This window comes from Reticulibacter mediterranei, from assembly GCF_016587455.1.
Genome location: NZ_BNJK01000001.1, coordinates 4,631,720 through 4,643,799, shown reverse-complemented (window position 1 = coordinate 4,643,799; position 12,080 = coordinate 4,631,720). Strand labels below are relative to the sequence as shown.

8 protein-coding genes are annotated in these 12,080 nt (G+C 54.0%); all 8 read left to right on the top strand.

The window, feature by feature from the left end; all coding sequences use genetic code 11:
* Nucleotide 1 precedes the first annotated feature (1 nt).
* The 8 genes from K3T83_RS20000 (at nucleotide 2) to K3T83_RS56305 (ending at nucleotide 11,984) form a co-directional block, all read left to right on the top strand.
* On the top strand, nucleotides 2-1,948 hold the full coding sequence (locus K3T83_RS20000; RefSeq protein ID WP_220204710.1) for a cyclic nucleotide-binding domain-containing protein: 1,947 nt from the start codon (nucleotides 2-4) through the stop codon (nucleotides 1,946-1,948).
* A 172-nt stretch (nucleotides 1,949-2,120) separates the two neighbouring features.
* Nucleotides 2,121-3,017 carry a hypothetical protein gene (locus K3T83_RS19995; protein ID WP_220204709.1) on the top strand — a complete coding sequence of 299 codons (897 nt, stop codon included), beginning with the start codon at nucleotides 2,121-2,123 and terminating at the stop codon, nucleotides 3,015-3,017.
* A 390-nt stretch (nucleotides 3,018-3,407) separates the two neighbouring features.
* Entirely contained in the window at nucleotides 3,408-4,838 is a 1,431-nt protein-coding gene (locus K3T83_RS19990) for an anti-sigma factor domain-containing protein (RefSeq protein WP_220208263.1), read from the top strand.
* Nucleotides 4,839-4,958: 120 nt separating this feature from the next.
* Entirely contained in the window at nucleotides 4,959-5,441 is a 483-nt protein-coding gene (gene rbp, locus K3T83_RS19985) for an RNA-binding regulator (protein WP_236064937.1), read from the top strand.
* A gap of 277 nt (nucleotides 5,442-5,718) precedes the next feature.
* Entirely contained in the window at nucleotides 5,719-6,246 is a 528-nt protein-coding gene (locus tag K3T83_RS19980; RefSeq protein ID WP_220204708.1) for a hypothetical protein, read from the top strand.
* 56 nt (nucleotides 6,247-6,302) lie between these two features.
* Nucleotides 6,303-8,027 carry a sensor histidine kinase gene (locus K3T83_RS19975; protein WP_220204707.1) on the top strand — a complete coding sequence of 575 codons (1,725 nt, stop codon included), beginning with the start codon at nucleotides 6,303-6,305 and terminating at the stop codon, nucleotides 8,025-8,027.
* 107 nt (nucleotides 8,028-8,134) lie between these two features.
* The gene (locus K3T83_RS19970; RefSeq protein WP_220204706.1) at nucleotides 8,135-8,794 is read left to right on the top strand and encodes a response regulator; all 660 of its coding nucleotides are present in this window, start codon (nucleotides 8,135-8,137) and stop codon (nucleotides 8,792-8,794) included.
* 103 nt (nucleotides 8,795-8,897) lie between these two features.
* Nucleotides 8,898-11,984, top strand: a complete 3,087-nt coding sequence (locus K3T83_RS56305; RefSeq protein WP_236064936.1) for a winged helix-turn-helix domain-containing protein — start codon at nucleotides 8,898-8,900, stop codon at nucleotides 11,982-11,984.
* The last annotated feature ends 96 nt before the right edge of the window (nucleotides 11,985-12,080 follow it).

Genomic DNA, 12,080 nt, shown 5'->3' with positions numbered 1-12,080 from the left:
TATGCAATCAGCCAAACAACCTTTTCTCGTGGGCATGACCCATCGCACAGATGTACGCCCTCTCACCGAAGAGGAGGTACGCTTTGAGATCGATATGTGCATCGGCTGCGACCGTTGCATGCGAGCCTGCCCGGTCCCGCTCTCAGCAATGGTAAACATAGCCGATTTGAATAGAGCCACGACTTCAGACGATGTCGCCGAACATGTGGCACGCTTTACCGACGAGTGCGTGATGTGCGGTTCCTGCGTTCCGGTCTGCCCGGTCGATAACCATCGCGATCTGCTGATGCTCTCGCTCAAGCAACGTCTGGGGATCTCGTGGGACGGCAAGGTCGATATGCAGCGCGTACTGGGCTATCTGCCGGAGGGCTGGGATATTCCCCTGCTGCTCAGTCGGCTCAGAGAACAGCCCATGTTCAGCGACCCACGACTGGTGCCGGATAACTATCTGCTGCACTTTGTCGCGACCTCGAAAATGCAAACGGTGCTGCCCGGCACGGTCCTTATGCGCGAGGGTGAATTTGGACGCGAGATCTATTTCATCCTGGAAGGGCGCTTTGATCTCTCTTCAACCGGTCTGGAAGGCGAGGAACTGCCCATAGCGGTTCTGCGGCGCGGCGAATATATGGGCGAGCACGGCATGCTCACCGGACAGCCCCGCAACGCGACCGTGCGCGCACAGACGGCGGCGGTGGTGCTGGAGGTGCCCGAACAGGTCTTGCAGCGCTTGATGGAGATTGTTCCAGCGGTCCAGAGCTTCTTTGAACAGCTCAGTGCGACTCGCTCGATTGAAGCAATTATGAGGCGCATGTCGCTATTCCAGGGAGTCGCCAGCGTCGATCTGCGCCAGGTGGCTGAACAGGCCATCACCAGACGTTACGACCGCGACGAGAAGCTTTTTACTGAAGATAACAAGGGGCAACCAGCGCGCGAGACGCTGCACATCCTGCTCGAAGGCTTCGTCAAGGTGGCACGGCGCACGATTGCTGGCACGGGTCGCGATAAGAGCAATGAGCGCATCATCGCCTATCGTCAGGGTGGAGACTACTTCGCCGGTGGATTGGATATGCTGGGGGATCGGCGGGCCGTGACGGTGACAGCAATTAATCGCGTCACTGTGGCCGAACTGCCGCGCATCCCGCTACTCACGCTCCTGTCCCGCTATCCCGAAGTCAACCAGCGTTTTCAAGAGCGCCTGCGCCTCTATCACGATACAAAAGTGGCCGCCTATAGCGCGATCTTCGAGCCGTTTGATACCTCGCAACTACAAAAAGAGGCGGAGACCGTCAATCCACTCTCAGATGCCGCCGCACGCGCCAGCCTGCACTCGCTGGTCAGCGATGGCGTCGTTGAAGGCACCGAAGTACTGATTATCGATCTTGATAAATGCATCCACTGTAACGAATGCGAAGAGGCCTGCGAGCGTCGTCACGGCCATTCGCGCATGAACCGCTCCGGTATGGTTGTGGGCAATATCAGTATCGCCACCGCCTGTCGGCAATGTCAAGACCCGGTGTGTATGCTGTGCAGTCGGGCCGGGATTGCGCGCATGCCGGGTGGAGAGATCTACATTACGGAAAGCTGCATCGGCTGCGGCATCTGTGCCGAGCGCTGCCCATACGACAACATTTCCATTATGACGCTTGAAGAGGAGGGCGTCTCGCGCTCGGCCTGGCAACAATTCAGCAGCTTCTTCACAAAGGGCGGCGGGAAAGAGCGTGGCCATAAAACGTTGCCAATGGCAGCTGCTCCGGGTCCACTGGACAGGGCACAACCAAAGGACGCATATGGAGAGTTGCGCAAAAAGATCGCCATCAAATGTGATCTGTGTGCAGGCTACGATAATCAAGCGTGCGTGCAGGCATGTCCGATGGGAGCAGCGCTACGCGTCAATCCTACTACCTTCTTTGGCTCAACAGAGGAAATTTTACGCAAACGCGCAAAATAAGAACTTAATAAAGAAAATATATAATTCCCACGATTTCGTAGTTGCGCGATTTATCGCGCCTGGCCCGCCATCCGAGAAGTGCAACCAGCGCGATAAATCGCGCAACTACGAAATCGTGGAGATTACAAATTTGTGCAGATGATAGGGTAGTCATTGCTCAGGAGAAGCACATATGTCGATAGCAACATCAAGAGCGCAGGAGCCGCAGAACCGCCTGCGCCGCATCTGGAAAGTACCGGCCTCCAGAGCAAAATGGCTCTGGTTGGCGATCTGCCTTGTCCTCTCCGGCGGCATCGCGGGCTGGTATTTCTATACCATCAAGACGCAGGAAGCACCCGGTCCTTTTGACGATCCCCTGCGACTCTTTGGCATCGTTTCCTACGTGATTGTGATCATCACGGTCTCGTATACGCTACGTCGTCGTTTTGTGCGTGGTCTGCCGGGAAAAGTGCAGGACTGGCTGTGGCTACACATCTGGGCAGGCATCACAGCGATCATTATCGCCATGCTGCATGAAAACTTTGTCTTCATCTCTCATGAATTTATGCAGGGAGTAAGCGACCTCACCGGCTCCGATTGGGGAGGTGCCGCGCTCTTTGCGCTCATTTTCCTTGTTGTCAGCGGCATTCTGGGCCGGTTCCTCGATATCTGGCAGACGCATGTGATTGCACGTGAGGCCAGCACAAATGGTGTTGGCATTGCGCAATCCCTACAAGAGCGCATTCGAGAATTAGAGTACACAGTGGAGCGCCTCTCTGCTGGCAAATCGGAAGCGTTCAAAGAATACTGTTTGAAAGCACTGGGACAGAAAAAAGGCGGGAGCCGATTGTTGAATACAACACCCGAATTGAAGGCGTATGAAGCTGCTGACTTCCAGAGCGCGGCTGAGACGTTGCAGCAGCGTGGGAGGCTGGTGCGGTCGTTGCGGCGACAAACTAGCGCGCGCCAGACAATACGCACCTGGCGCACCATTCACATCATCCTGGCAATCCTGGCCGTGATTGTCATTCTCTATCATGGCACATTGGAGCTACTCTCCAACGTTTTCCATCTTATACCAGCCGCGTAAAAACGTTACCTGCTGGCGTCTATATAGGTGAGAATGTGTGTATGTAGCAACAAGAGACAGTGCAGCATCACATCATTCTCACCTATACTATTTCACTGGCAAATGGGTAGAACTACCTATACTATTTCACTGGCAAATGGGTAGAATTGCCGATCCACTCTCGCAAGCTGCATGGTATTCTTGCTATACTTACAAATAGATGTTTATCTGTAGCTCTAAAACAATTCGTTTTGATACTCTATCAGGCTATTGTGTGAATTTATACACAATTCGCCTGATTACTGAAATGATGAAGCTGTTTCTCTCCCGTTCTGAGGTATAATACATTACTAAGCATACACAAAATTGTCACCGTATATCAGGATCAAAACAAAGCCGAGGAGCAATACTATGCACTGTCCAAATTGTAACGCACAGCTGGAAGAGGGTTCGGCATTTTGCGGTAATTGTGGCAAGCAGGTAGCGCCGTTGCTGGCACGAGGGGCCACAGTAGGAGGAGACCGCACCGAGATCGTTCAATCGCATGAGTATAACAATGCAACTGCGGCGGAGACCCTCTACTCGCCCTCGTCCAAACCTCCGACACCTGCTCCTCCTCATCAGCAGAATGCAACATATCAGCAATCTGCACCGGGCACCTATCAGCAGCCCACGCCAGGCAATGCACCCTTCACGCCGCCCGTCATGCCACCTGTACCATCAGGAAGGGGATTGAACCCACGCACCGTCGCCTTTATCGCTATTATCCTGCTCTTACTCGTTCTCAGCGTCTCCGCCGGTGTCCTCGCCCTGAACCGCAATACAACTCAAACCAATACCGGGAAAGGTGGCGCTGCCGCCACAACAGCCCCGACAGGACAGGCCACAACAGGTGGTGCTACAGCAGACGTAGCCGGGCTGGGATCGTTTAGCGATAGCGAAAACTCAACCACATCGAACAGCACGGTAAGAATTACCGCCAATGGCCTGAAGCCACCAGCAGCCGGTCATCAATACCTGGCCTGGATGGTCGATACGCAAAACGAAAGCTCGATCATCTCGCTCGGCCCCCTGGTACAGCAACCAGACAAATCCTACCTGGTGACAGCCTCGACCCGCCATACCAACCTGATCGGAGCTGGCAATAAGCTAGAAGTAACGCTGGAACCGGCAGGGAAGGTCACCGTGCCGACCGGGACCGTTGTCCTCTCGGGCAGCTTCCCACCAGAGGCACTTGTGCATATTCGCCATCTGCTCTTCCACTTCGATACCACGCCTCAAAACGTTGGTTTGCTGGTCGGGCTACGCGAACAGACGCAGTTGTTGCAAACGCAGGCGCAACTGCTGAAAAACAATGCGCATAATCAGCAAGCGGTCATGTGCCTGTCACAAAGCATCATCGATATCGTCGAAGGACAGAACGGCACGCACTATCAGCAGCCAACAGGAGCCTGCCAGGGACTCAATATGACCGAGAAGGGCGATGGCTTCGGTCTGCTCGGCAAAGGCTATATCAGCACGGCCTCCCTGCACGCCTCGCTCGCCGCGACAACACCAGATACGACAGCAACCATTAAAACGCATGCCGGCCACGTTCGCATCTGCATGGACAATCTGACCAAATGGACCACCACGATTGATAACGATGCTAACAGCCTACTCACCAATCCTGGCGATATGGGCAAAATTCAGGAGATTATCACACTCTCCGATCATGCTCTGAATGGGGTTGATCTCGACAACGATGAGCATGTCGATCCCGTGCCAGGCGAGGGCGGCGCAATCACCGGATACATACATGGACAGTTGATGGCGATGTTGCAATTGAGACCCGGTGCATAGTAGCGAAAAGATATTATGATCGTAGCCGGTATGGTATAATGGAATTAGTGCCATATGTTGCTACTTCGTTTTGTGGATGTGCAAGCGAAATAACAGACAAAGCTAGCACATCCATTTTTCATGGCAACAGATCGTAGCGGCATCGATCAACGCTCGCCGCATCGCGGGCTTTCTTTTCCTTCCATCGCCGCGATCACAGCGATGGACTTCTATGAGAGGATTTCGATGAAACTTTATGTCGGTAGGCTGCCCTACCAAACAGACGACAATCAGTTGGCTGACCTTTTCGCGCAGTACGGCGAGGTCATTTCAGCAAACGTCATTACAGATCGCGAAACCGGACGAAGCAGAGGCTTCGGTTTTGTTGAGATGAGCAACGATGAGGAAGCCCGCAATGCGATGAGCAATCTCAACGACTCCGTCCTTGAAGGCCGCAACATCGTTGTAAATGAGGCCAACGAGCGTGCGCCTCGCTCAGGCGGTGGCGGCGGTGGCTATCGTGGCGGTGGCGGCGGTGGCTATCGTGGCGGTGGCGGCGGCGAAAGACGCTCCTATGACCGGGGCAACGGCGGCGGTGGCTATCGCGGCGAAAGACGTTATTAGGGCCTGATCGTTCTCCTGCTCGACAGGAGAACACATTCACAAAAAGCCTTCTCCAAAGTAGGGCGCGGAAGTTTATCTTCCCGCCCGGGCCTTGTCAGCAGGCTTTTTTTCATAGTTCTCCTTCATCGATCTCCTCTCACCCCAACGACACAGTGCATACCTCACTATAACCATATCCCCCCTTCGGGGGAGAGAAAGAACCCGCTACCCGGCGATGGCAACCCAAGCATATGCCTCTATACTACAAGCATGAACACGACAGCTTGAAGGAGTACATATGTCGATTACAACACTTACTACAGGTGTCCTCATATTTGCCGTCGTCATCTATATGATCTCAAACCAGTTTCGAGAGCGCCCGATAAAACCTACCACGCTCATCATTACCCCCGCGCTAATAACATATTACACTTATACCAACATTCTAGCGGAATTTGCGAAATCGGTAGTTGATCCCACATGGCTCATTGGTGCGCTGGTGGTTGGACTATTGCTCGGTCTGGGACTGGGTTTCTTTCGAGGCAACCTGGCTCATCTGCGCCTGGATGTAGCCAGCGGCAAGGTCTACGCCAGGGCAAGTACGCTGAGCCTGATTCTCTGGTGCCTGCTACTCGTATTGAAGATTGGAGCTGCCTACCTCACCTATTCGCCTCTGGGAAAGACTGTCCTGCCGATACTTCTGCTCATCTCGATCCTGCACACATTGTTCCTGGGGAATATTGTTGCCGAGAAGGTCTGTCTATATCTGCGCGCCAATCGCTACGGACTTCAGCAGCCAATGCAGGTACAGAAAATCAAATGGTAAAATAGCAACATCATGTCATCGCAAACACTTAAAAACCCATCGGGGAAGGTCAGAGCATGCAGCAGAATATATCCCCACGAGCCGGAACTACTCAGGTGGCAACAGCCAGCCAGTTGTTCCTCAGCCACATCATCGCCAGCGGAATTGCTATAGCCCTCTTCTACTGGCTTGTACAAAGCGGGTTGTCGCCTCTACAACTGGTCACGGTCGCGCTGATAGGAGGCGGCATTATGGGATTACTGCTGACACTGAATCTCCTGTATAATCTGCAATTGCTGGAACTGCTGCTCGACCGCTTCGCCCGAAAAGAACCGCCAACAGAGAGTGTCTCGGCGCTCTGGCGCTGGCCGCTCACTTCGCTTTTCATGCAGTTGCATCGCCTCAGCGAGCGCATCAAAGTCTATCAGGAACAGGCCCAGATGACCGCCGAATTTCGCGAACAGACCTTGCGCCAGGCCAGCGAAGCCGCCGCCCTCGAAGAACGCAACCGCATCGCACGTGATCTCCACGATTCGATCAAGCAGCAGATCTTCAGCATCAGCGTCAGCGCGGCGGCGGCCAAAGCACATATGAGCGGTGGCGGCGAAGATGCGCGAGAAGCCGTCGCAGATATCCAGCAAAGCGTCAAGGAGGCCCAGATCGAGATGCAGGCGCTACTGCAACAACTGCGCTCTTCACCCCTGGAAAATACCGATCTGCGCGCGGCGTTAGAGACCCAGGCCCAGGCGCTAGGCTATCGCACTGGCGCACAGGTGCATGTCAACATTGGAGCGCTACCCGGCGCGGACCAGTTACCACCGGGAGCGCAGGAGGCGATTTTCCGGCTCGTGCAGGAAGCGTTCGCCAATATCGCACGCCACGCACGCGCCGAAACGATCTGGCTCACGCTCTCTCAACAAGCCAGAAAGCTCCAGATAGAGATTCGCGACGACGGCCAGGGCTTTGATCCCAGGACAATTCAACGCGGCATGGGATTAAATAACCTTCAGGAGCGCACTCATAGCATACATGGCACGCTCACTATTGAGAGCAGCCCTGGCAAAGGTACCAGCATCACCGCCATCATTCCGCTGCTAGATGCACTCCCTTCAAAGAAAGAACTGGAGCGGCGACAATTAGAGCTGAGGAGGATGGTCGAGCAGGCGGGACTTGGCATTCAGCTAGCATCGTCGGCCATCACAATTTCTGGCGTCCTGGCCCTGATCAACGCTCCATACTATATCACGCTTATCGCCATTGGAGTGATTTTCTATGGCTATATTCAGTATATCTATACAAAAGCGCGCGTAGTCCTGCTGGCCGGGAAAGAGAGCATTGACAACCGCTCTTTAGAGAGGCGAGAGCATGGTGTGCGTCTGCTGTTCTTTTCGTTTCTCCTGTTCGCAGTCTTTTACCTTTATATTCGTTTCACGCCAGAGCGCTATTTTGCGGCGTCTCCCTGGCTTTTGCTGGCTCTTACGCTCTTGATTTGCGGCTCCCTGGCTTTTGAACTCATACAACGCTACCGTCTTACCGACCGCTACTATTACGTGTTACAACAACCTCAACTGGACTGGGAACTGGAGCAAGATAGCAAGAGAAGAGTCAGAAGTATTAGAATCTGGCTGCTCATTCTCGCCTTTAATATCATTCTCCAGCATCCGCTGCTGAACAACCCACTCCGTACTGTCGGCACACTGATAGGCGATAGTGTTTTTGCTATTATCGTGATCGGAGTCATTATTCCATGCCTGGACTATCTACAAGTAGTACGCTGGAAACAACGAGCCCGAAAGTCGTAGTCGAGCGATTTATCGCGGAGGAGCGCCAGTAGTCCGGTTCGAGCAACCGCGATAAAGCGAGCAATTACGACATATAAAAACATTTTCTTAAAGAAGGGAAAACGGCAATGGCCGAGCAAATTCGCGTCGCGCTGGTCGATGACCATAAAATTGTGCGCAAGGGGTTACACAGCTTTTTGAAGGCCTTTCAGGATATTCTCGTCGTGGGCGAGGCATCCAGTGGCGAAGAAGCACTAAAACTGTGTGAGGAGTGGCTACCAGATGTGGTGGTGATGGATATGTTGATGCCGGGCGGGATAGATGGCATCGAGGCAATTCGTCGTCTGCACACATTGCTGCCCAATACGCGAGTCGTAGTCCTCACCAGCTATACCGACGATGCACGCGTTGTGGCCGCGCTGCGAGCTGGGGCAATTGGCTATGTGCGCAAGGATGCCGATCCCGAGATTTTGCTCGACTCCATTCGGGCCGCCGCTCGTGGCCAATCGCTGCTCGATCCTGCCATCGCAAATATTGTGATGCAAGAACTGCTGCGCGGAGGCAAGCATAGTGCGACACTGACTGAGCGCGAAAAAGAGGTGCTACGCCAACTCGCCCTGGGCCGCACCAACCCGGAGATAGCAGCAGCCCTGGTCGTCAGCGAGGAGACGGTCAAAACCCATGTGGGCAATATCCTCACCAAGCTCCAGCTCGCCCATCGCACCCAGGCCGTGATCTACGCGCTCAAGAAGGGTATGATCTCCCTGGATGAGATCGATTTGCCATGACCCACTTCTCTGTGACGATAACCTGCTCATATCGATCACATTGACTCATCTTCTATAGGGTGGTATAGTGTGACGACAAGGTATCGGCGCAGGAGAATATTTCATGCATGAGCGAGAACCTGCTCCTCAGCAGACCATTCGTGTCTTCGGTCAGTCTGAGCAGCAAGCATACCAGCGCACAGTCTCGATGCGCGAGATCACGTTTATCTGCATCATTTGTCAGCAGCAAACAACACAACAACGCTATCCTGGCCCCCCCCCACGCTATTGCTCCGACACGTGCCGGGCTGAGCATGCACAAATAGCGAATCGAGAGCGGGTGCGCAAACAGCGAGAGAAACGCCATGCTGCACGAACCGCGCGAAACAAAGCTGCCAGCACCTCAGCAATCGAGCAGACATCCACAAGCTCGTTGCTCCCATTGCTGGCCTCCAAACTGTCGCCGCCACGCCTTCCTGCTCTGCTCGTCGAACGCGATCGCCTGCTCACCTTGCTTGATAGTGGACATCACCAGAAGCTCACACTGTTGCAAGCCCCAGCTGGCTTTGGTAAGACAACGCTAATGACACAATGGATCGCCCGTCGTCAAAAGCTTCACACCGGCACAGCACAACAGTTGACGATTGCCTGGATCTCCCTCGATAGCAGCGACAACGATCCGATCCGCTTCTGGTCGTCGGTCATCGCCGCCTGCCGGACGTTTGATGCCTCCATTGGACAGGCAGCGCTCGTGCATCTCTCACAACCGCCGCACCGTCCATTCGCCGCCTCATCTCTGGAAACGGCCATTGCCTTTCTAATCAATGACCTCCAGGCCATTGAAGAAGGCATCCTGATTCTGGAAGATTATCACCTCATCGAACACGAGCGCATTCACGAGACGCTAACCTTTTTCGTCGAACACCTGCCAGCAGGATTACACATGGTGATCCTGACGCGTAGTACACCGCCGCTGCCGCAGGTGCGCTGGCGAGCGAAAGGCGATCTGCTGGAAATACAGGGGGCACAACTGCGCTTCTCACCAGAAGAAACAGCCGTTTTCCTCCAGCAGCTTATCCCTCATCAACTCTCGACAGAGGCTATCCACTCGCTACACTGCCATCTGGAAGGCTGGGCCGCTGGATTGCGCCTGCTCGCATTGAGCTTGCAAAGCCATATCACGCCACAAACCGTCGATGACTACCTTACACAACTCAACGTCGGCTCTACGACTTCTCGACCGATTCAGGAATATTTTATGAGCGAGGTCTTCTCCGAACTGCCAGAGCCTCAGCAACTCTTCCTGCTTCAGACCAGCATTCTTAGCCGTCTCTCCGGCTCTCTTTGTGATGCTGTCACGGGCAGAGAGGATAGCGCACGCTGGCTAGAGATCGTCGAACGCTCCGGCTTCTTTCTGGAAGCACTGGATAATACCGGCGAGTGGTATCGCTATCATGCCCTCTTTGCCGAAACCATGCGTACCGAAGCGACCCGCCGTTTTGGAGAAGAGAGGCTGCGCCATTTATTACTTCAGGCCGCGCGCTGGTATGAAACGCATGAGATGCCAATGGAGGCCATCGAAGCTGCCCTTGCTGCCCATGAGAGCGCCTATGCCGCAAACCTGATCGAGCAACTCAACGAGGAGGTCTACGTCTCTGAGTATCATACGTTGTTGCGCTGGTTTGAACAGTTGCCAGAGAGCCTCCTGCGCACACGCCCCACTCTCTGCTTTTATTATGCGCAGACATTGTATGTGAGCGAAGATACTGATATCTCTCAACTGAAGGTTGAGCAGATAGAAGCTCTGCTTCAGATGGCCGAGGAAGTGTGGCGTCAGCAAGAAGATTTGCAGCATATTGGCCTTCTGTATGCATTCCGCACCACGCTTGCCTTGATCCAGAGCGGTCATACCCAGGCAGTCAAACATGCTCGTCTGGCATTGCAATACTGGCCTCTTTCGACAGAGCAGGCAGGCAGTCACATCAACAAACAGCAAGCAAGCTGGATTGATTGGCGTTGTGGTTGCCTGACCGCGCTAGGAGAAGAGGCGATGCAAGGGGGCCATTTTGATAAAGCCTATCAGTTCATGCTGGATGCATATACGCTCAGTCTCAATCACGCTGACCGCTCGTTTACCTCTATTCTCAGAAAGCAACTTGGCGAGGTCTGCACAGAACTGGGTGATCTGCATCAATCAGCAGAATATTATCAACAAACAATTTTCGAAGTGAACGAACAAAAGGAGCGGGGAGAAGAGATCGTATACACCTCCTCTCTCTATGGGTTAGCACGCCTCTCTTATGAGTGGAATCAGCTTGAAAGGGCCGAACAACTGGCCCGCGAGATCATTGCTCACCAGTTTAGCGGCTATTTACCACAATGGGAAGAGGAGGCGCGCACACGCGGCGAGCTTATACGGCTGCTGGTGGTTCACGCGCGCGGAGAAGCTGATGTAGCACAACAACAATTGAGTTATCTCTTTGTGCGACTCCAGGCCAGCGCTGTTGGCCTGAAACGACTCATTCCCGATGTTCTCGCCTTGCAAGCGTGTTTGCAGCTAAGAGATAAGGATTTTGCAACGGCCAGGCGCACGCTTGGTTTCCTTGCCGATTACGAAGCAGAGATGTCACCGCTGCAACTTCAAACCTTACAATTGTTGCGCGCCCGCCTGTTTCTGGGGCGAGGTGAGGCTGCCGCTGCACTGCGCATCCTTGAGCGTCTCCTCATCACAGCCCTGATGGGCAAGCATATGCTACGTGTACTGGAGATCCAGTTGCTCATCGCGCTGGCCTATGCTGCCGATAAACAAGAATATAGAGCCAAACAGCGGCTCTACGAGGTGCTCTCTCAAGCACGCAACGAGGGTTTTATGCGCCTATTCCTCAATGAGGGGGAGCCGCTCGCCGCCCTTCTGCGTTCCCTTCTCCCGTCACTTACAGAGAAACCGCTGCGTACCTATGCCGAAGGCATCCTGCGCACCTTTACCAGTCCAGAGCATGCCACCAGCGGTTCACCATTTGAACCGCTCTCGCCGCAAGAACTACGCGTCCTCTCCTTGCTTGCCGCCGGAAACAGCAATCCACAGATCGCCGAAGCGCTGATCGTCTCCGTCAATACCGTCAAAGGTCACGTCAAAAACATCTACCGCAAACTCAATGTCAACAACCGCGTCCAGGCAGGCGAGGTTGCCCGCAGCTTGCACCTCATCTAGCCCACTCAGAACCACCCGCTGAATAACCCGGTTGGAGGGTTTATTTTCCTCTCTGGCGAACTATACTTTCATCACAAGAACGAAACAAAACAACGT

Bases quoted from the DNA above. Each gene is read 5' to 3' on its own strand.
- K3T83_RS20000 (WP_220204710.1), top strand. From the start codon at position 2: ATGCAATCAGCCAAACAACCTTTTCTCGTGGGCATGACCCATCGCACA.
- K3T83_RS19995 (WP_220204709.1), top strand. From the start codon at position 2,121: ATGTCGATAGCAACATCAAGAGCGCAGGAGCCGCAGAACCGCCTGCGC.
- K3T83_RS19990 (WP_220208263.1), top strand. From the start codon at position 3,408: ATGCACTGTCCAAATTGTAACGCACAGCTGGAAGAGGGTTCGGCATTT.
- rbp (WP_236064937.1), top strand. From the start codon at position 4,959: ATGGCAACAGATCGTAGCGGCATCGATCAACGCTCGCCGCATCGCGGG.
- K3T83_RS19980 (WP_220204708.1), top strand. From the start codon at position 5,719: ATGTCGATTACAACACTTACTACAGGTGTCCTCATATTTGCCGTCGTC.
- K3T83_RS19975 (WP_220204707.1), top strand. From the start codon at position 6,303: ATGCAGCAGAATATATCCCCACGAGCCGGAACTACTCAGGTGGCAACA.
- K3T83_RS19970 (WP_220204706.1), top strand. From the start codon at position 8,135: ATGGCCGAGCAAATTCGCGTCGCGCTGGTCGATGACCATAAAATTGTG.
- K3T83_RS56305 (WP_236064936.1), top strand. From the start codon at position 8,898: ATGCATGAGCGAGAACCTGCTCCTCAGCAGACCATTCGTGTCTTCGGT.